Origin of the sequence: Bacillus sp. LB7 (genome assembly GCF_030449715.1) — a bacterium.
Taxonomy (GTDB): Bacteria; Bacillota; Bacilli; order Bacillales; family Bacillaceae; genus Bacillus; species Bacillus paralicheniformis.
In genome coordinates this window covers 82,144-102,276 of sequence record NZ_JASGCA010000013.1, presented here as the reverse complement: position 1 = coordinate 102,276, position 20,133 = coordinate 82,144, and the positions used below count along the sequence as shown (strand labels likewise).

Below are 20,133 nucleotides of genomic sequence, written 5' to 3'. Positions count from 1 at the left end.
ACATGAATATGTATACGATGAATATTACGATGCTTATATTTGCCCTGACGATCATGTTCTGACATATCGCACAACTAACCGTGAAGGCTATCGTATTTATGCCTCAGATCCAAACCGATGTAAACACTGTCCTTTTCTGAAGCAATGTACGGAAAGCCGAAATCATCGAAAGATGATTCAACGGCATCTCTGGCAGGATCATTTAGATGAAGCTGATCATCTTCGCCACACGGATGAGAATAGGCGAATCTATGCTAAACGCAAAGAAACCATCGAACGGGTTTTTGCGGATTTAAAACACAAGCATGGCCTGCGCTGGACAACCCTACGGGGTAAGAAAAAATTGTCCATGCAGGCGATGCTTGTTTTCGCTGCCATGAATCTCAAAAAGCTGGCGAATTGGACTTGGAAAGGTCCTCATCGCCAGCTTTTTCGTCGGAAAAATAGAACAAAATGGACAAAAATAGGTCGGATCATAGAAATCCGACCTATTTTGTCAACGGTCTGAGGCATCCGAATAAACGGATGCCATTCTTTATTTCTCATCTTCCCTGTCACTTTTATTCCGTATCCGCTCAATCACCTCATGCAGTCCCTCTGGTTTATAAAATTCCACCGGAGAGCTGCCTTTTTCAAAGGAAATCGTCTCGGCTTCTATCAGCGCGACGTAGCGGCCGTTTACCTTGGCAAGGTGGATCGAGTCGCCGAATTCGGCCAGCAGTCCTTTAATCTCGGTTTCTCCCAGCTTCATTTTCAGCTCTGCCTCAGGCATGTGCTCAACGATCTGGGCGGATGCTTCGATGACTTGATGGGTGTCGAGGCGTTCCTGAATCTCCCGCTTTTCGCTCGCTTCCCAGATTTCGAGGTCGTGTTCAAACTGCTGGAGTTCTTCACTTTTGTCTTCAAATGCTTCGTACACATGCTCCTGCACCATGTTCATCACTTGGGACTTCATGATTTCCGGCATCGACTCGCCGTACTCGACGAATTTTAAGAAGTCTTCAAAGTAGCGGGCGTGCGAGGCCTGGTGGATTTTCACTTCGCTTTCCTCTGTCATGCCCTCTTCAGGCATATGCGGATACTGAATCGATTTCATGTTTTTCGTCGTGATCGCCATTTCGACCTTGCGGATCAACGATGATTCATCGGCGATCGAAGCGACCTTCGGTTCAAAGTCGCACTTCATGACAAAGACAAATGTATCATCGAAGTATTTGCGCGGTACGGCTGTCGCCACTAAAAAAACGCCTCCCCTGACGGCGCTCGTGTCGAGGTATGTGCGGACGAACTGTTCGCTCAGTTCATTGAATTCTTCCTTTGTCTCCGCCAGTTTTGTTTTGTGAAACAGATTGTAGTTCGGATTAGAATCAAGCTCATGCCCCGGCTCTGTGATGAAGCGGCCGATTTTCGTCGGCACCTGCTCTGATTTCGGGTGGCGTTCGGCTTTCCGCTTGACGATTTTTTTCAATTCCCCGTCTAAGAAATCCTTCAGCTCGCTGGTTTCAAATTCCTCTTTATCCAGCGTCTGAAAATGTTTATATTGCTTGTTGGCCTGCTCATCCTTGCCGTCGACCTGAATGACGTAAAAAGAAATATAGCGAATTTCAAATTCCATGACATGTTCACCCGTTTTCCTTGTTGTTTCAGTTCTTCAAGTATAGGTAAATGCCTGGAATCCGTCAATTTGCACCTTTATACGATATACTTGGTCAATTATAATACATCTTCCCGGTCAATTTTTCGGATCGACCAAAACGCAATAACAATCCCGATTACTGCCAATGAAACAGGAATATAAATAATAGAAGCAATTGAGAATCCAGGATTTTGCTGGCCGATCAGCGAGGTCAAAATACAGGATGTCACAATGGTGGCAGGAACTGATTGTTTGCGCATTCCAAAGTATAATGGAATAAAACTCAGTCCTGTCGAGGAAGCAGCATAAATGAGCATACTGCCAATCTCATTTCCTATAGCTTGCATTGTCAGTTTTTCCGGGCTGAATTGATAGACATCATTGAGCTGCGAGAAAATAACTGCAACAATCAATTCGGACACGATCATTGTCAAAAAGGTCAATCCGCCGGTGAGCAGCAGTTTTGCCGCGATCAGTTTTTTTCGGCTGACCGGATATGTAAACATGACCGTGATGGTTCTGTTTTTATACTCCCCGATGATCAGTTTGGCAATCAGCACGCCTGCAAAGACAATAAACACAGACCTCACAAAAGTTCCAAGAAGCAGCAGCGTGGATCCCGCGTCAGCCATCGCCATTTGGCCTTGAGTAAGGTTTTTTTCCTCCGACCCGATCAGGCATAAAAAACCGAGTATGCATAGATTTGCGATCACTGCACCTTTGTAATACCACCCCAGTTTCGTTTTTTTAAACTCCAATTTAATTAAATTCAGCATTGAACTTCAACTCCGTTAACATACATCTATTTTTTCGATCCGCCTTACTGCCAAAAAGGAAAAAAACAGACCGACAGCGGCCAAAGATAAAGGAATATAAACAATTGAAGAAATGGAAAAGCCCGGGCTTGTGGAACTGATCAGCATGCTGATCACGACAGACGAAATGATCGTTGCCGCAGTGGAGTGCTTCCGCATTCCGAAAAAGATGGGTACTAAACTCGTTCCTGCGGCGCCAAAAGCAAAAACAATCATTTTCAGAGCCTGCTGAGAAACCATATGAGCTGTTAATTCGCCGGGGATGACCCCATAGATTGAGTTCAGCAGAAAAAAACCAGCGGCAACGCATGCATTTGATATCAATATCGTAATGAAAGTGAGCCCGCCTGCGATCAGAAGTTTAGCGGCCAGCAGTTTTTTTCGGTTGATCGGGTACGTAAACATCACAAGTATTGTCTTGTTTTTAAACTCTGAAATCACCAATTTTGAGATCAATACAGCGCCGAAAACAATAAAAACCGCGCTGACGAAAGTGCCGATTACAAGAAATGTTTCATCAATCGTTTGGAACGTATCCTTGCCTTCTGTGAAGGTCACCATCCACAGAAAACCGAGAATGATCAAATTGGCTAAGACGGCTCCGCGTACATACCAGCCAAGCTTCATCTTTCTCATTTCGATTCTCATTAAATTCAGCAAGTTTCTCCGCCTCCTTACGCGCTGGCCGCATTGCCGTTGATTAAGCTGAGGAAGTAGTCCTCAAGCGAAGTATGATTTTTATTCATAGATTCAATTTCCACATCACTCAAGATCAAAGCTTTAGAAATAGCTGCTTGAGAAGCTTCCGCATCATAAATTCGGATCGTTTGCTCATTTAGTATTTTAAAATTAGCAATTTGAAGCTCATGTTCAAGCACAAAGCAAGCCTGCAATTGATTTGGCGTCACGAGTTCAATGTACTCTGTGTTCCGGCCTCTTACGCTTTCCATCGATACTTCTTCAACAAGCCTGCCGTCCCGAATCACTCCGATTGTGTCAGCGATTTGCTCTACTTCGTTCAGGATGTGGCTTGAGATGAGCAATGTCATTCCATATTCTTTGCTCAATACTTGGAATAAGTTTCTGATTTCTTTAATCCCGATGGGATCAAGCCCATTAATCGGTTCATCTAAGATAAGCAAGTCGGGTTTGGTAAGAATGGCACGCGCGATTCCAAGCCGCTGCTTCATACCAAGCGAGAATGTTTTGACAGGTTTGCTGTCGATATTTTTTAAATTCACCATGTCCAGCACTTCTTGAATCTTGGCTTTATTGTGATATCCCATATACTCACAGTGAAGATTTAAATTTTCATTGGCTGTCAGATTTTCATAAAAAATCGGGTATTCGATCATGCTGCCTACTTTGCCGAGAATTTCGAATGATCGATTTGTCAGCTTATGCCCGAGGATATTGATTTCGCCGCTTGTCGGTTTTATGAGGCTCGTCAGCATCTTCATGACGGTCGTTTTACCGGCTCCGTTCGGGCCGAGAAAACCGTATATTTCTCCCTTTCGTATATGCATGCTTACATTTGACACAACCTCTTGACCTTTGAATGTCTTGGTAAGCCCGCTTGTTTGTACGATGTAAGTCAACTCTGTCTCCCCTTTCCTGTCTCTGCTATGTGTCTATTGTAGCGATGGACGCTGTCTTTTTTATTTCTTATTTCTTAAGAAATTCTTACGTTTGCTAATAGGTCATTCGTTTTAGCGTAATGGAAAACGCCGTCCGTTCATACGGCTTGCTTTGGAGAGAGATGTCCCCTCCCATTTTCTCAATGAGCCTTTTTGTAATTGTTAAGCCGAGCCCGCTTCCCTGGAACGCTTTATTTCTCGATTCCTCAAGGGTGTACAGCCTTTCGAACACCCGCTGCTGATCATACTCGCCAATCCCTTTCCCACGGTCCCATACCGTAATGACAATCTGCGTGTCATCATATGTAAGGGACAATCCGATCAGCTTTCCATCTGCACCATATTGAATCGCGTTTGATAAAAGGTTTTGCAGAACCCGGTCAAGCGCTTCTTCATTTCCATGTGCATAAACCGGGGTATCCGGGATGTCGATGACAGCTTTAAAACCTTTTGCCTGAACGGCGTCATAGTGTTGGAGAATGTTTTTTCGGCATATTTCGTTGATATGTATTTTCGTGAGCAGTATTTGCTTATCTTCTGACTCAAGTTTGGCCAAGTCGAAGAAAGAATTAATCAGCTGAATGATTTCGCCTGTTTTTTGATAAAGCTTTTCCAGCAGCCTTTCACGCTCTTCTTCCGCCATGTCCGAGTCATTTTGAATCGCCTCGATATATCCGAGCACAACGGTCAGCGGGGTTTTCAGATCATGAGACATATTGGTCAGCATTCGTTTCATTGACTGCTCCGTTTTTGCAAAACGGGCTGTTATGCGCTGACGCTCCTCAACAAACAGGTTCATTTGCACGAGCAGATCCCGCAGTACTTTATCATCCGTTCCTAATAAAATTTGCTCAGCCGCCTGCTCATTTAGCATCACACTGAGCTTTTCCGTAATGTACTTCAAGTTTTGGTCCCGCTGTTTTTTCATTTTATATTGAACGATATTGAGAGACGCCAAAATCATCAGCATGCCAATCCATAACATTATCATCCTAAAACTCTCCTAATTTATAACCGATGCCCCAAAGCGTTTTAATATATTGCGGGGAGGAAGGATCATCCTCTATCTTTTCTCTCAAGCGCCTCATATGGACGTTAATAATATTTTGATCGCCAAAATAATCCTCATTCCAAACCGAACGATAGATTTGTTCTTTTGTGAATACTTTTTTAGGGTTTGTCACAAACAAGGTCAGCATCTTCCATTCCGTCGATGTCAGCTGAAGCGGTTCATCATTTTTTTGTACGGATACATTTTCTATATCAATCGTAAGCTCGTGAACACGTACTAGTTTTTGATTTGCCGGCTCACTGGCGGAATACTGCGTTGCGCGCCGAATGGCGGCTTTTATTCTTGCGGTCAGTTCGATCATCGAAAACGGCTTGGCAATATAATCATCCGCACCAAAGCCCAGCCCCAGCGCTTTATCGACATCCCCGTCTTTTGCAGAAATCATTAAAACCGGAACCTTGCTCTGTTCACGGATCAATTTCAGAAAATCCATCCCGTTCAGTTTAGGAAGCATGATGTCGAGCAGAATCACATCATAATTGCCCTGCTGAAACAAGCGAACGCCCTCTTCTCCGTCAAAAGCAAGCACGACCTCAAATCCTTCTTTTGTTAAATAATGATCGACCATTTCACTGATCGAATGATCATCTTCAATAAGCAATATGCGCTGCATCTTGTTCACCCATCCTTTTCAACATAAAAACACACGTGCAATTACACTCATTGTAATTGAAAAACGTGTGTTTTTTACAAAAATTAATTGATATTTCTAATTGAATCCTCTTATATCAGATCTTTTGACCGATACCAATCTACTTTCTCACTAACACGGATCAAGTCACAGGCGCGGGGTTGAACAAACACATGTCATCTTTTATTGATCAAGGGGCTTATTCTTTTTATAGTGAAGCGTTACGTTTTGCTTCCGCAAAGTTTCAATGATGTCATGATAACTGTTTGCAAACTGCTCGTTGTCTGATTTCATCCGGGTGATGACGGTTTTTCGGCTTTCACTTTTGTGATCCAATTCTTCTTTAATTTTCGTGATCATCATGCCTTTTTGCCCTTCGATTTCGCTTTTTAGCATTTTATCAAATTCTTTCAGTTCTTTTAAAACGCTTTTCAGCGGAGCGTTCAGCCGGGCCGCTGTATTCTTTGCTGAAATACTGCTTAAAAACATATATGTCGCTGAAACTGTTTCAGTTTCCTCCAATAACGGTTTTACCATCTTAATCTCCCTCCCCTATGCCTTAAAATCAAACAACGCCGAAATTTGCTCATCTTCATCGAACAATTTTTCAATGCTGGTGCGAATGCTTTTTACAAATTTCTTTTTGCTGGAGGTTTGTTTTTTTAATTCGCTGATGACGCCGTCGCACTGAGGAAGCGGGGCCGTGTGGTACGAGTCGTGGACGACGATTTTATTCAGCTTTCCGTTTGATCCGGCGAAGCCTGAGGCAAGCTTGAACTGAATGTCGAATTGGTAGCGGGAAGGATTGGCTTCCATGTCATGAATGGCTTTTGTCAACTCAGATTTTTTAGTTGCGAAATGATCGTGGATTTCATGGTGGAAAACACGTTGGTAGCGTTCAATTTCAGCCTCAATCTTTGAAATGGCGGCCATACCCGCCTGGTAAATCCTGATGGCAGATGACAGGTTTACCTTTATCTCTTTTCCGTCCTTGCCTTTCTTAGAAAAATAGATGTCTCCTCCTTTGTAGCTGATGCCTTTCTTTTTGGATAGGGCGTTGAGAAGCGGGGTGATGCTGTGGCCTTCGCCAATAAGATTGAGAAGGTCTTTTGTGTCTTGATCCAGTTTGCCCAAGGCTTCTTCCAATGCTTTATAAGTTGAATAAAATTCGATTAAATTTTTCATTAATGATTGAGAGAGTTGTCTATTATTTAGAGTAAATATGACAGTCTTCCAGTCGACAAGAAATTTGATCTTTTCATATAAAACGTCCAGCCTGCCAGTCAGTCGCTCTACTTCGGCAATGTCTTTTTGGATAGTCTTCTTTTTCGCTTCATCAATATAACCGTTTGCTTCAAGCTGATTGAGAACAGGGCCGCTGTAGGCCTTAACTTTCGCAAAAAATTCTTTGAACTCTGGCAGCTTTTTATCAAGTGCACCCACCATATTCAAGAGGCGGGCCGGATGTTTCAAGCAATATGCTATTTGCTGAGCTGTACCCTCTTCATTCATGATTCCGTTTAAAAAATCCATATCTACGCCGATTGCTTCCATAGCAAAACCCTGAATGCCGCCCTTTCGATAATCAGCCGCATATTTTTGAAAGTACCCTTTCAGTTTGCTCACATCTTCATCAGGAATATGATCAATGACACTTCGGAATCCTTTTATATCCGGGTGTGTGTTCGTCATCTTCACATCGCCGAATGTAATAAAGTCGGCCTTCCCGCTGACACCGTAGAGCGGATCGTCACTGGAAATGCGCTGGGTGATGTTGGCTGTAACGCCTTTGTCGTTGTAGTATTTGATGATGGCTTTTTTTAGATCATTTTTAGGAATTTCACTGATTTTTATTGTGTTGAATTTTCTTTTAAGGTAATTAGTAAGTTTATAGTCTGCTTTTAAAATATGATCAACACTGATTTGAGCTCCATTCACTCCATAAACTTCATCAAATTCACCATCAATCAACTGAACTAGCACTTGGTTATTATTTGCAAGAGAATGTCCCATTGCATAAGTGTTTAGACTTTTTACATCTTGTGTTTTTTTCTTTGTTTCTATGGTAAATTCCTTAGTTGCTTTGTATTGACTATCATCCATGCCCAGAAAAAGACCTAAAAAATTATATCCCCAGTCCTCATTATCAGCACTCCCCTGAGAAATTATTTGAAGCTGATTGGTGCCATGATTTTTATCTTGAATATATATCGCAGTCCCATCATAGCCTGAGCTTTTAACAGAAGAATCTTTATTCTGTAAAATCTCCTTTGAGGTATAAATTTCTATATCTTTGGGAAGTTCTTTATTTGTTTCTTCTTTATAGATTCTGCGTACATCAGCGACAAAGTCCTTTTTAGCTTTTTTTACTTCATCTGCATTTTCAGATGCAAATCTTTCTTTATAGCTGTATTCTAAATTTATTAAACGCAGTTTCACATTCTCATTCTCAAATAAATTTTTATTTCTCATTTTTCTCCCCTTCTGTACTGAAGGTGATTGAATTAACAAGTTTTTTTGCAGTTTTTCTCGCTGTTTCTTCTGAGAGTGAACATGGTTGATCTTCTTTATGGCATGCAAATGTAAAGTTATATTCAACACCTAAGTATTCCTTTTCTGTAGACTTTACATAACCAAAATAACTATATGAAAAATTGTATTTTCGATCTATATCATCAAAAACCTCTTTCATATGAGCAAAATATATATCTTTTCCAGACTGATCGATTTTTTCGTATTCTCCTTTGTATCCATTCTGTTCACTAATAATTTCAAGCATTGTTTTGGGTTTATTAACATATGATTGTTGAGAATAATACTTAACTTGAGCATTAAGAACAATATTTGATTTTTTATCGTAGCTATTAAAGGCGACGCTCTCTATGTTCTTTCCGTTATTTGAGGATAGCTCTGCTTCATACTCCCCATCCTCCGGAAACAACATCGTAAACCCTTTCAGTTTAGACTCAAGCAAATAATAGCCGGGCTCGACTTCCTTTGTTGATGCCATGTATTCTCTTGTTTTCTCATCCTGGAACGCCGGAACCTGCGGGAGGTCTTTCGGGTCCATATCTTTCGGCTTCACCGCTTCTTCTTGATTGCCGTTCTTGCCGTTTTGGCTGTCGTTCATACTGCATCCTCCTGTAAAGATTAGTATTATAGAAAAACACAATATCATCATCTTTTTCATTTTATTAAACCTCCAAGGGCTTTTAAGTTAAGCTGCAAGCACTTCATTTTAATGCGAATGACATGCTTGAAAATGATACTTTTTTATGTTACATCATGGAATAAATTAGATAAATAGGAAATAAGAATCACCTACCCTGCAAATCGTATGCCATCCCTCTGAAAAAACAGGCAGTATGGTTGATGCGCCAAGATTCCGAAAGGTACTGCGGTTTAGTTTACCAAAGAGGAAATATGAAAAAAGAACCACTTCTTACTTCTTGTTTCAATTAAAAAAGCACCTATATCAAGGTGCTTTTCGATCAAGTCACAGGCGCGGGGTTGAATAAACACAAGTCATTGGAGAGTCCCCAATGTTCCGCCCATGTTTTCCTTCCGCTTGCGACGGCAAGGATCGTCTTGAAAATTTCCCAGCCGACTTCTTCTATTGAAGCTTCACCTGTTGCGATCCGTCCAGCGTTAACGTCGATTAAATCGCGCCAATCTTCTGATAATGATTGCCGGGTTGCCACTTTCATAACCGGAGCCATTTCAAGGCCGTACGGCGTTCCCCTTCCGGTTGTAAATACTTGCAAATGCATGCCCGAAGCCAATTGCAGGGTGCCGCATACGAAATCGCTTGCAGGTGTCGCTGCAAAAGTGAGTCCCTTCTGTACAGCCCTTTCACCAGGCGCGAGTACGGCATTGATCGGGCTGCTTCCCGATTTCGCGATCGATCCGAGCGATTTCTCGACAACGTTTGCCAGCCCGCCCTTTTTGTTCCCTGGCGACGGATTGGCGCTTCGGTCTGATTCGCCTCTTTCCAGATAGCGGTCATACCAAGCCATTTCCCGAATCAAGGCGCGGCCGACTTCTTCATTGACAGCGCGCGGTGTTAGGAGATGAACGGCATCGCGAACTTCGGTGACTTCCGAAAATAAAACCGTCGCCCCTGCCCGGACGAGTAAGTCAGCCGCATATCCCGCCGCGGGGTTTGCGGTCACCCCTGAGAAAGCGTCGCTGCCACCGCACTGAAGGCCGATCACCAGGTCTGAAGCGGGACATGTCGTCCGCTTCCGTTCATTCAGCCTTTTTAAGCGCTCTTCGGCCATTTCCATAATCGATTGTATCATTTGCTGAAACCCTTGCCGTTCCTGCAATGAAAGAATGTTTTCAGCGTCTCCTTCCGGCTCTATCCTCGTCGGAAGGAGCTTCTCGCAGCCGAGTCCGATCACCATCGCTTCACCGCCGAAATTAGGGTGCCTGGCGATATTTTGAATCGTTCGGATCGGGATTTTGGCTTCCGGCGCATTAATCGCCACACCGCAGCCGTACTGATGATTTAATGCAGCGACACCGTCAACGTTCGGATATTTTGGGAGCAGTTCCTCTTTAATTCGTTTAACTGCGTAATCGAGAACGCCTGCGACGCATTGCACGCTTGTCATGATGCCCAGCACATTTCTCGTGCCGACGCTCCCGTCTTCATTCCGGTACCCTTCAAATGTGTACCCTTCAAGAGGGGGAGCGGGTTTTGGAACTTTGTTGGCGATGGGCAGTTCATCGAGCGGCGGAGCTTCCGGAAGCATGATATGCGACTCGGAAATCCACCCGCCTTTTTCGATTGGTTTGACGGCATAGCCGATAACTTCACCGTAGCGAATAACGGCTCCGCCCTGTGTAATGTTCGTTAAAGCCACTTTATGACCTTGAGGAATGCGCTCCTGCAGTTTAAGCCCGCAAGGAAACACCGTCCCTTTCGGCAGTCCGCCGGCATTTGCGATGATGGCGGCATTGTCTTTTTCGTTCACCTTAATGTACAACGGGGTTTCAGTTTGATTGACAAGCATAAGGATTGATCAACTCCCCTTTTCGATCAGCGCCTTTCCGCAGCCCTTCTCCCGCCGCGGTACATGTTAGAAAGCGCTGTCAAACAATTTAATGATTGTTTTTTTCATCACGAAGACCATTCAGTATTTTGTCACGTACAAATTTTAAATGCTCATACATATGGTGATAGGCTTGGTATGGGTTCCTTTGTTGAAGGGCTTTCAAAATATTCGTATGATATTCGACAGTCCGGTCCCTTTCCCTGTATGGAATCTGGCTGTCGATTTTCGCATGTGTGATCAAGAGTGATTGAATCATGCCTTCAAGCACCGGGTTGTTCGCACTCAAAGCAATGATCCGGTGAAATTCTTTATCCGCTTCTCCATAATGATTATCCGTGCTGTTTGCAATGATATCGATCGTTTCCTGCAGCCTTTCGAGCTGACTGTCATTGATCTTTTCTGCGGCGATCGTGACAAGCCCGAGTTCCAGCGCCATCCTCGCTTCAATAATGGCCGGCAAATTATCGACCGCCAAAGCCAGCATGACAGAAAACGGCTGGATGCCGATTTTATCATTAAAATACGTGCCGTCCCGGGTTTTTCTTTTAATAATTCCGAGCGTTTCGAGTGATATTAAAGCTTCGCGGAGAACGGGTCTGCTGACATTCAGCTTTTCCATGAGCTCGATCTCCGTCGGCAGTTTGTCCCCCGGTTTCAATTGGCCGCTTGATAATAAATGGACGATTCGTTCTACAACCTGTTTTGCCAATGTCTTGCGATTGACTGATTCAACCTGCAATGTTTCCATATCTTCTTCCACGACTGTGGGCCCCCTTTCAGTTGTTCATATTGTAAGACAAAATAACGCGTATGACAATGTCGGCTAGGGGCCTCTCAAACCGCTGTTTCCGCAATTATCGAACAAGACAAGGGCGTTTAGGGTCGAAACGCCAATTTTCAATTAAAAACTGCATGGCAACGGCATCATTCCGCTCGCCTGCTGTCATTTTCTCATACAGTTCATTTGCTTTTTCCACCTGTTCCATGTCGATTTCAATGCCGAGCCCCGGCTGATCAGGAACTTGGACATAGCCGTCAGCGATTGAAAAAGGCTGTTTTGTGAGGCGCTGTCCATCCTGCCATATCCAATGCGTATCAATCACCGTGATGTCGCCGGGAGCTGCTGCGGCAACGTGGGTGAACATGGACAGTGAGACGTCAAAATGGTTATTGGAGTGAGAACCCCACGTCAGCCCCCATTCATGGCACATTTGAGCAACGCGGACAGATCCCTGCATCGTCCAGAAATGCAGATCTGCCAGCGGTATATCAACTGCGTGCAGTTGTATCGCGTGCCCCATTTGCCGCCAGTCTGCCGCAATCATATTCGTCGCTGTCGGAATACCTGTCGCACGGCGGAATTCGGCCATGATTTCCCGACCCGAGTATCCGGCTTCCGCTCCGCAAGGGTCTTCCGCGTAGGCGAGCACATCCCGTTTTCCCTTACAAAGTGCAATCGCTTCTTCCAATGACCACGCGCCATTCGGGTCAAGGGTGATTCTCGCCTCGGGAAACCGCTTTGCCAAAGCGGATGCCGCCTCGATTTCTTCTTCTCCCGAAAGGACGTCGCCTTTTAATTTAAAATCGTGAAAACCGTATCGTTCTTGAGCTGCTTCAGCAAGACGGACGATCGCCCCGGGTGTCAACGCTTCTTCGCGGCGGAGGCGGAACCAGTCGTCACTTGCCTCTTGCTCACTCATATAGGGAAGCGTGGTCCGCTTTCGGTCGCCGATGTAAAACAAATAGCCGAGCATCTTTACTTTTTCCCGCTGCTGGCCTTCCCCCAAGAGCGCCGCCACGGGGACGCCGAGAAATTTTCCGAGCAAATCGAGCAAAGCCGCTTCCAATGCTGTCACTGCGTGTATCATCGTCCGCTGGTCAAAGGTCTGCACCCCGCGCCCTCCGGCATCCCGGTCTTTAAAACGACGCCTGACAGACTGCAAAATCGATTGAACAGCGCCAAGCGGCTGACCGATGACAAGCGGCTTCACCTGCTCCAGCGTCTGGCGGATCCGTTCGCCGCCCGGGACTTCGCCAACACCGAGAGCGCCTGATGAATCTTTTAAAATCACGATATTCCGTGTGAAAAAGGGGCCGTGAGCTCCGCTCAAATTCAAAAGCATGCTGTCGCACCCTGCCACGGGTATAACCCGCATGTCGGCAATGGAAGGTGTTTGCGATGCTTTCTCCTCTTTTTCATGCTGATGGATGTTTGTATTCATATCGATTGAGCCTCCTCCCTTTTATTAAAGCGCTTACATTTCATATGGATAAAGTGGTGTCCGCAGGATCATCCTCTTTCTGCAGTTCGATTCGCTTGATCGGCCCGACGAGAAACAGATAGCTTAATACCGCGGCAATCGCGTTGGCTCCGACAAACACAAGCGCTCCATTAAATGAACCTGTCGCATTCACGATATATCCGATGATGATCGGCGTCGTGATGGACGCAATATTTCCAAAGGTGTTGAAGATGCCGCCGCTCAAGCCGGCACACTCCTTTGGCGAGGTATCTGACACAACCGCCCAGCCCAGCGCGCCGAATCCTTTTCCGAAAAAGGCAAGCGACATGATGGAAACGACCAGCCAGGAGGAATCTGCATAGTTGCATATGATCATCGAGCAGGACATCAGCATGCCGAAGATGATCGGCGTTTTTCTGGCAACCGTTATCGAGCAGCCCTTTTTCAAAAGGAAGTCTGACACGAACCCGCCCAGCAATCCTCCTAAAAATCCGCAGATTGCAGGAAGCGATGCGACAAAACCCGCTTCAAGGATCGACATGCCGCGTGCCTGAACGAGATAGACCGGAAACCAGGTCAGAAAGAAATAGGTCAACGTTGTGATGCAGTATTGGGCGATATACACCCCGAGCAACATCCGGCTTCTTAAAAGCTGCTTAATGTAAGGCCATTGCGACTCCTTTTCCTTCTTTTCCGCGTTCTTTCCCTCATCAATCGAGACAAGCGCGCCGCCTTCTTCGATGTACGCCAGTTCGGCGGCATTGATTCTCGGGTGTTTTTTTGGTTCGTAAATCGTTTTCAGCCAAATAAACGACATCGCGATCCCCAGAGCACCCATAATGACAAAAACCGTATGCCAGCTGAATGAGTGGGCGAGCCACCCCATCAGCGGTGAAAAAATGACAAGTGCAAAGTACTGCGCCGAGTTGAAGATTGCCGATGCTGTTCCGCGTTCAGAGCTTGGAAACCAGGAAGCCACCACCCGTCCGTTGCCCGGAAAGGACGGCGCTTCTGACAGACCGACGAGAAACCGGAGCGCAAATAAAAGGATAACGGCCGTTCCCGCGGCGAAAAAGCCAAGCGTACGTAAACAATGACCAAAAGAAGATGCTGGCGGCGATGATGATTTTCGACCCAAAGCGGTCGAGCAGCCAGCCTCCGGGAATTTGGCCGACAACATACGCCCAGCCAAATGCGGAAAAGACATACCCCATCGCCACTGAACTCAGCCCAAGCTCATGCTGCACAGAATCGCCGACGATCGAGAGTGTCGCACGGTCGGCATAATTAATGGATGTAACGAGAAACAGCATAGACACGACAAACCAGCGGACAGAACTTCTTTTCCCCGCGGTATGGGGGGAGGCTGCACGATTTTTTTTCATAGCATCTTCTCCTTTATTCGTTTGTACCGAAACGATTGATTTACGGTTTGACAAATACGGTTTTCACGGCTGTAAAAAATTCTTTTGCTGCCTCCCCTTGTTCCCGTGAATGCGAGCTCGATTGTTTAACGCCTCCGAACGGCGCCTGCAGTTCGACACCGGCGCTTTCGGCGTTGACGCGAATGAGCCCCGCTTCGATTTCATCTATGAATGACAGCATTCGGCCGATGTTTCGCGTAAAAATCGAGGCGCTCAGGCCAAATTTGACGTCATTGGCCGTCTCCAAAGCTTCCTCAAGTGTATCCGCCTTGATTAAAGCGATGACCGGTCCGAAAATTTCTTCTTGGGCAATCGTCATGGCGGAAGTGACGTTGTCAAAAATGGCCGGCCTGATATAATAGCCGTTTTCGTATTTTCCATCTGCCAGCCTCTCGCCGCCGAAAATGAGGTCCGCGCCTTCTTGCTTTCCTTTTTCAATATAGGAGAGGCAGTTGTCAAGCTGCTGTTTGTTCGCAATCGGTCCCATCCAGACATCTTCTTTTAAGCTGTCGCCGATTGTAATTTCTTTTGTTTGTTGAAGCAGCTTTTCTTTAAACCGGTTATAAACACCGTTTAAGACGATGACGCGGCTTGTCGCCGTACACTTTTGACCCGTCGACCGGAACGCGCCGCTGATGACCGCTTCAACCGCAATATCAAGGTCGGCGTCATCTGCAATGATCACCGGGTTTTTGCCTCCCATCTCAAGCTGGTACTTCGCCCCTCGTTCAAACGCCGTCCGGCCGATGATTTTTCCGGTTTGGTTCGACCCTGTAAATGTAATTCCGTTCACATCCGGGTGTTCGGCAAGCCTTTGGCCGGCCGATGATCCCGGTCCTGTCACCGCATTGACCACGCCTGACGGAATCCCTGCTTCTTCAAAGCACGAGATAATTTTAAGGCAGGTGACTGCGGTTTCCGTAGCCGGCTTGATGACGACCGTGTTTCCATAGATGAGGGCAGGCGCCATTTTCCAAATCGGGATGGCAACGGGAAAATTCCACGGCGAGATGACGCCGACGACGCCGAGCGGCACCCTGTCGGTGTACATGAAAGCGGATGTGTCGGTCGAGGGAATCACATCGCCCGTTTTCCGCATCCCCTCTCCGGCATAGTATTTGAGAATCGCGATTCCCCGCGCTGTTTCTCCTTTTGCTTCAGGCAGTGTTTTCCCCATTTCACGCGTCGCACACTCGGCAATTTCATCGAGGCGCTGTTCCATGATATCAGCAGCCTTGTAAAGAAATTGACCGCGCTCCGCTCCCGACAGCTTTCTCCACGCCTTTTTGGCCTGCTTGGCCGCTTCAACCGCCCGGTCTACATCCGCAATCGAAGATTTTTGCACAAGCCCGACGATATCCCTTGTATCTGCCGGGTTCAAGCTCTGTTCCATCCCGCCCGATTCAGCCTTCACCCAGCGGCCGTTGATAAAGTTAAAATACGTTTTATTTTCAGCTGCAACAGACATCTTCAAATTCCTCCTTTTGTTTATAGGGCAGCGGTCGTTTTCGGATAACGCGCCATCGCGTTTTTCAGAATGTTTTCGAGCTGCCGGCAATGTTCTTTTTCAACCGGAACGATCGGCGGTCTCGCCGTGTTTTTCACATGAAGGCCCATGATTTCCATACCGGCTTTGATCAAAGACACGGCATAGCCCTTCCGAAGTTTGCGGATCTCGTTAATCGGCATGATGACATGCTCATAAATTTCTTTGACAAGCTGGTCGTTGCCGTTTAATAATGCCTCATAAAACATCCTTGAAATATGGGGAATATAATTGGATATCGCCGACGAATACGATGTAAAGCCAATCGGAGCATAGGCCGGCATCGTGACTTCAGCCATCGGCATTCCGTTGAGCCAGCCCAGCCTGTCTCCTATCGTATACGACAAACTGATATTCAACGCCATATCCCCTATGCCGTCTTTGAGTCCGACAAGCTGCTCGAGATCGGTCAGCCGCTGAATCTGTTCAAGCGTCAAAACCGCATTGTCTCGCTGATAAATGATGGCGTTTAAATCCGTGCTTTCAATGATTGTTTTCGTATACTGATAGAGGCCTTCCTGCTCTCCGTGTATCAAGTACGGCGGGAGAATCAGATAGCCGTCGGCCCCTTTTTCCTCGGAAATCCGCGCCCATTCCAAAGCGGTGCTCAAGTTGCCGCCCACTCCTGTGTAAACAGGCACCTTCCCGCCCGCCGCCGAGACGGCAATTTCGACCATTTGTTCATATTCCTTTGCGCTGAGAGACTGAAATTCTCCTGAGCCGCAAGCGATAAAAACCGCCTCAAGCCCTTCATCCAATAAAAAGCGGATGTTTTCGTAAAGTGCTTCTTCCTCCAGTTTTCCTTCCCTGTTGAAGGGTGCCACCGGGAAACCTAATATGCCTTCCGGCGCCTTCCGTAATTGACTCATCTCCGTCATCCCCCTGTCGTTCATTTCCTGAGAAAGCGTTATCATTCAGTTGAAATGCGATGTTTCTGTTTTAGAAAATCCCCCCATTCATCTTTTTGTTTAATTGTAAGACAAATAAACAAATTGTCAATATCATTATTTTCTGATTTTTTTCATCTCAAGCAAAAAAAAAGACTGAAGACACGGTCCGTCTTCAGCCTTGGGCCTCAGCCCCTTGTTGCGCAGCAGTTTTTTTTTCGGTAAATAAATGCCGATAAAGAGATGCTTAATTCGTATAATACAAGCAGCGGGACGATCACCAACACATCCGAGATAAAATCGGGCGGCGTGATCACAACTGATACGACGATCAGCGCAAAATAAGAAATTTTTCTCATTTTACTGAGCTTGGCCGGATTTAAAATCCCGAGGCTCGTTAAAAACATTACGATGAGGGGCATTTCAAACAAAAACCCGAATGGCAGTGTCAGGTTTATCATAAAGCGAAAATAATGCTCCGCGGTAAACATCGTTTGAAAATGGCCGGCGGATAATCCGATCAAAAACTGAAGAACGAGCGGAAAGAGCACAACATAACCGAATACAATCCCCAAAATAAAAAAAGTGAACAGCCCCGGAATATAAAATAATGCCGTCCTCCGTTCGCGGTCGGTCAGCGCAGGCACCACAAACCGCCATGTCTGAAAAGCGGCCACCGGTATGGTGGCTGCGACCGCCAGCACCCCCGCAATCATCATATAAACCCAAAGAATATCCCCCGGCCCCAGTACAGCAAGCTTTTCATCAAGGTCTCTGATCAGCCAGTCATAGATGTCCTGAACAAACAAAAAGCCGGTGATGAGAAACAGAATAAACGTAAGAAGCGTTTTAATGATTCGCTGGCGCAGCTCTTCAAGATGGGCAATCAAATGTGTTTCCCTTTTTTTCACCTTCGCCTTCCTCCCCTTCGCATGCTAAACAGAAAAAAGAACAGACGGGTTCACCCGCCCGCTCTATTGATCATCTATCTTGCCGATGAATCGCTTTGCTTTTTCACATCAGTCTCTTGTCCGATCTCATTGTCATCGGCAGATACTAAAGACTTTGTCGCGCTTTTGAATTCGGTCAGCGTTTTTCCAAAAGCCCGGCCGATTTCCGGAAGCTTTGAAGGCCCGAAAATGATCAGCGCAATCACCAGAACCAGGATGAGACCCGGAATACCGATATTTGAAAGCATTTTGCTGTCATCCTTTCATTGATTACTGGGTTACTTTTTTCCCCTTTTGCTTCTCTTGCTTCTGATGGGCTCTTGTATGTGCGAGGAAACGGTCTTCTTCGACTTCGTTTGACTTTTTCACGCCTCCAGGCACAATGTTGGAAGCGGTCCGTTTCAGCCCTGTGTAGTCTTTATGATAAACATAGGAAGCTCTTGTCGAAATCGCGGCACCCGGTTCTGTCACATATGGGACGACGCGGTAATCTGTCCGCCATTCTTCCGGTGTGACCGTACAGCGCACATAGCCGCGGTAATCATTGAAAAACTTGATATGAGGATTGTTCGATAAAATCTTATCCGTATCCGCTCTTTTATCAGCGCCGTTTCCTCCCGATGTAATCGACGTCCCGACAAATTCCACGCCGAAGATGTCCGATTTCGGATTGTCAAAATCTACGAGCAGATGATTTGCCCAGCTGGCATGCACATCACCGGTGAGGACGACGATGTTGTTCAGTTTTTGAGATTTGATAAAGTCGATCACCCGCTTGCGCTGAGCGGGATATCCGTCCCACGAATCCATGCTGTAAATCGGCGCCGCGCTTGTCCCAAAGTTCCATTGCGCAAAGAAAATCTGCTGTGCGATGATGTTCCATTGCGCCCCGGAACGACTAAGATTGTCAAACAGCCAAGCCTCCTGTTCGGCTCCAAGCAGCGTCCGCTTCGGATCATTCGATTCATCAGAAGGGGGCTTATTGCCATCTCCGTTGGCTTGGTCATCGCGATACTGACGGGTATCCAGTACGCTAATGTCCGCCAGATTGCCGTAGGAAAAATTCCGGTACAATTGCATATCAGGACCGTTCGGCAGGGATTTGCGGCGGAGCGGCATATGCTCGTAATAAGCTTGGTATGCGGCGGCGCGCCGTTTAATAAACGCTTCTACTGACTGGCCTTTTTCAGGGATGACATTCGCGTAGTTGTTCTCCACTTCATGATCGTCCCATGTGACAACCCACGGGAAGGCGGCATGCGCGGCTTTCAAGTTTGCATCTGAACGGTATTGGGCATGGCGGTTTCGGTAATCGAGCAGCGACATGATTTCAGGACCGCTGTGTGTTCTGACATTGCCTGTTTTTGAAACATATTCATTCGGACCGTACTCATAAATATAGTCGCCGAGATGAAACACAAGATCGAGCTTTTCCTTCGCCATATGCTGATAGGCGGTATAATAGCCGTGTTCGTACTGCTGGCATGAAGCAAAAGCAAATGTGAATGTAGCAACATCTGCCCCTGCCGCCGGAAGCGTCTTTGTCTTGCCGACAGGGCTCAGCTGGTTGCCGCATTTAAAACGGTAATAGTACACATGATTCGGTTTCAGTCCGGATACCTCGGCATGTACCGAATGTGCAAGGTGCGGTGTCGCTTTTTCGGTTCCCCGTTTGACGATACGGCGGAAGCGTTCGTCTTCTGCGAGCTCCCATTTCACGGATACAGCTTCATTTGGCATCCCGCCCCCGTTTAGCGGATCGGGTGCCAGCCTTGTCCACAATACGACGCTGTCAGAAAGCGGATCTCCCGATGCAACGCCAAGTGTAAACGGATATTCGGAGAATGTCGGTGCTGCATTGACTTCCATTGCCCCCATCGATTGCGCGATTGCAAGTCCGAGCGAAAGCCCGGCTATTTTGCCTGCCCCTTGAATAAAACGGCGGCGGTCAAACGTATTGTCCTTGAGGCTTTCCTCGCTCAGCTTTTTCATCCATTCCTCCAGCGGTCCTTCATGTGTCATTCGTATTACCCCTCTCTATACAAATGATTGATCGGGTTCTATTATAGGGAGAGTTTATTAACCAACTGTAAAGTATTGTAAATGAAAGAAGGGACGCGATAGATGGATCATCAAGTCGCACCGCCAATAGATGTGTCGAATTTTGTCACAATCCAACCCATTCGCCTATGATTTCGACAAAAACTCGGTCCTTTCCCGCAGACCGATTTT

At 46.3% G+C, this 20,133-nt stretch carries 18 protein-coding genes and 1 pseudogene; 1 reads left to right on the top strand and 18 read right to left on the bottom strand.

The annotated features are described in order from the left end of the window. A partial coding sequence (locus QMZ64_RS16780) for a transposase (RefSeq protein ID WP_301441484.1) occupies window positions 1-508 on the top strand: 508 nt, incomplete at its 5' end. Window positions 509-535: 27 nt separating this feature from the next. On the opposite strand, the gene QMZ64_RS16775 is transcribed toward QMZ64_RS16780, so the two are convergent. The 18 genes and pseudogenes from QMZ64_RS16775 to QMZ64_RS16690 form a co-directional block, all read right to left on the bottom strand. Continuing rightward, window positions 536-1,615, bottom strand: a complete 1,080-nt coding sequence (locus QMZ64_RS16775; RefSeq protein ID WP_243943725.1) for a DUF3900 domain-containing protein — start codon at window positions 1,613-1,615, stop codon at window positions 536-538. Between the two features lie 98 nt (window positions 1,616-1,713). Next, a complete protein-coding gene (locus QMZ64_RS16770; protein WP_265624951.1) occupies window positions 1,714-2,412 on the bottom strand; it encodes an ABC transporter permease in 699 nt (232 codons plus the stop codon). A gap of 15 nt (window positions 2,413-2,427) precedes the next feature. Further along, window positions 2,428-3,108 (bottom strand): ABC transporter permease, encoded by a 681-nt coding sequence (locus tag QMZ64_RS16765; RefSeq protein ID WP_301441487.1) that lies wholly within the window; start codon window positions 3,106-3,108, stop codon window positions 2,428-2,430. Window positions 3,109-3,125: 17 nt separating this feature from the next. Then, window positions 3,126-4,049: an ABC transporter ATP-binding protein gene (locus QMZ64_RS16760; protein WP_265624952.1), complete on the bottom strand. Its 924-nt coding sequence runs from the start codon at window positions 4,047-4,049 to the stop codon at window positions 3,126-3,128. A 94-nt stretch (window positions 4,050-4,143) separates the two neighbouring features. Further along, on the bottom strand, window positions 4,144-5,079 hold the full coding sequence (locus QMZ64_RS16755) for a HAMP domain-containing histidine kinase (protein WP_265624953.1): 936 nt from the start codon (window positions 5,077-5,079) through the stop codon (window positions 4,144-4,146). Between the two features lies 1 nt (window position 5,080). After that, on the bottom strand, window positions 5,081-5,761 hold the full coding sequence (locus tag QMZ64_RS16750; protein WP_265627869.1) for a response regulator transcription factor: 681 nt from the start codon (window positions 5,759-5,761) through the stop codon (window positions 5,081-5,083). 213 nt (window positions 5,762-5,974) lie between these two features. Beyond that, entirely contained in the window at window positions 5,975-6,328 is a 354-nt protein-coding gene (locus QMZ64_RS16745) for a hypothetical protein (RefSeq protein WP_243943734.1), read from the bottom strand. A gap of 15 nt (window positions 6,329-6,343) precedes the next feature. After that, on the bottom strand, window positions 6,344-8,263 hold the full coding sequence (locus QMZ64_RS16740) for a DUF6792 domain-containing protein (RefSeq protein ID WP_301441483.1): 1,920 nt from the start codon (window positions 8,261-8,263) through the stop codon (window positions 6,344-6,346). After that, window positions 8,253-8,981: a lipoprotein YvcA gene (locus QMZ64_RS16735; RefSeq protein WP_265624954.1), complete on the bottom strand. Its 729-nt coding sequence runs from the start codon at window positions 8,979-8,981 to the stop codon at window positions 8,253-8,255. The genes QMZ64_RS16740 and QMZ64_RS16735 overlap by 11 nt, the downstream gene beginning before the upstream one ends. Before the next feature lie 301 nt (window positions 8,982-9,282). Beyond that, the gene (garD, locus tag QMZ64_RS16730; protein WP_409365374.1) at window positions 9,283-10,809 is read right to left on the bottom strand and encodes a galactarate dehydratase; all 1,527 of its coding nucleotides are present in this window, start codon (window positions 10,807-10,809) and stop codon (window positions 9,283-9,285) included. 88 nt (window positions 10,810-10,897) lie between these two features. After that, a complete protein-coding gene (locus QMZ64_RS16725) occupies window positions 10,898-11,599 on the bottom strand; it encodes a FadR/GntR family transcriptional regulator (protein WP_409365419.1) in 702 nt (233 codons plus the stop codon). Between the two features lie 106 nt (window positions 11,600-11,705). Further along, window positions 11,706-13,073: a glucarate dehydratase gene (gene gudD / locus QMZ64_RS16720; RefSeq protein ID WP_265624956.1), complete on the bottom strand. Its 1,368-nt coding sequence runs from the start codon at window positions 13,071-13,073 to the stop codon at window positions 11,706-11,708. 40 nt (window positions 13,074-13,113) lie between these two features. Further along, window positions 13,114-14,479 (bottom strand): annotated as a pseudogene (locus QMZ64_RS16715) (MFS transporter). 40 nt (window positions 14,480-14,519) lie between these two features. Continuing rightward, window positions 14,520-15,986, bottom strand: coding sequence for an alpha-ketoglutaric semialdehyde dehydrogenase GucD (gucD, locus tag QMZ64_RS16710; protein WP_265624957.1), 1,467 nt, complete (start codon window positions 15,984-15,986; stop codon window positions 14,520-14,522). A 20-nt stretch (window positions 15,987-16,006) separates the two neighbouring features. Then, window positions 16,007-16,933 carry a 5-dehydro-4-deoxyglucarate dehydratase gene (kdgD, locus tag QMZ64_RS16705; RefSeq protein WP_075753657.1) on the bottom strand — a complete coding sequence of 309 codons (927 nt, stop codon included), beginning with the start codon at window positions 16,931-16,933 and terminating at the stop codon, window positions 16,007-16,009. Between the two features lie 206 nt (window positions 16,934-17,139). Continuing rightward, window positions 17,140-17,862 (bottom strand): twin-arginine translocase subunit TatC, encoded by a 723-nt coding sequence (gene tatC / locus QMZ64_RS16700; RefSeq protein WP_301441482.1) that lies wholly within the window; start codon window positions 17,860-17,862, stop codon window positions 17,140-17,142. Window positions 17,863-17,936: 74 nt separating this feature from the next. Next, window positions 17,937-18,149 (bottom strand): twin-arginine translocase TatA/TatE family subunit, encoded by a 213-nt coding sequence (locus QMZ64_RS16695; RefSeq protein WP_265624958.1) that lies wholly within the window; start codon window positions 18,147-18,149, stop codon window positions 17,937-17,939. A 22-nt stretch (window positions 18,150-18,171) separates the two neighbouring features. Beyond that, window positions 18,172-19,923 carry an alkaline phosphatase D family protein gene (locus tag QMZ64_RS16690; RefSeq protein WP_265624959.1) on the bottom strand — a complete coding sequence of 584 codons (1,752 nt, stop codon included), beginning with the start codon at window positions 19,921-19,923 and terminating at the stop codon, window positions 18,172-18,174. Window positions 19,924-20,133: the final 210 nt, after the last annotated feature.

Coding starts and splice junctions, on each gene's coding strand:
- QMZ64_RS16775 (WP_243943725.1), bottom strand. CDS start 1,615: ATGGAATTTGAAATTCGCTATATTTCTTTTTACGTCATTCAGGTCGAC.
- QMZ64_RS16770 (WP_265624951.1), bottom strand. CDS start 2,412: ATGCTGAATTTAATTAAATTGGAGTTTAAAAAAACGAAACTGGGGTGG.
- QMZ64_RS16755 (WP_265624953.1), bottom strand. CDS start 5,079: ATGATAATGTTATGGATTGGCATGCTGATGATTTTGGCGTCTCTCAAT.
- QMZ64_RS16745 (WP_243943734.1), bottom strand. CDS start 6,328: ATGGTAAAACCGTTATTGGAGGAAACTGAAACAGTTTCAGCGACATAT.
- QMZ64_RS16740 (WP_301441483.1), bottom strand. CDS start 8,263: ATGAGAAATAAAAATTTATTTGAGAATGAGAATGTGAAACTGCGTTTA.
- QMZ64_RS16735 (WP_265624954.1), bottom strand. CDS start 8,981: ATGAAAAAGATGATGATATTGTGTTTTTCTATAATACTAATCTTTACA.
- garD (WP_409365374.1), bottom strand. CDS start 10,809: ATGCTTGTCAATCAAACTGAAACCCCGTTGTACATTAAGGTGAACGAA.
- QMZ64_RS16725 (WP_409365419.1), bottom strand. CDS start 11,599: ATGGAAACATTGCAGGTTGAATCAGTCAATCGCAAGACATTGGCAAAA.
- gudD (WP_265624956.1), bottom strand. CDS start 13,073: ATGAATACAAACATCCATCAGCATGAAAAAGAGGAGAAAGCATCGCAA.
- gucD (WP_265624957.1), bottom strand. CDS start 15,986: ATGTCTGTTGCAGCTGAAAATAAAACGTATTTTAACTTTATCAACGGC.
- kdgD (WP_075753657.1), bottom strand. CDS start 16,933: ATGAGTCAATTACGGAAGGCGCCGGAAGGCATATTAGGTTTCCCGGTG.
- QMZ64_RS16695 (WP_265624958.1), bottom strand. CDS start 18,149: ATGCTTTCAAATATCGGTATTCCGGGTCTCATCCTGGTTCTGGTGATT.
- QMZ64_RS16690 (WP_265624959.1), bottom strand. CDS start 19,923: ATGACACATGAAGGACCGCTGGAGGAATGGATGAAAAAGCTGAGCGAG.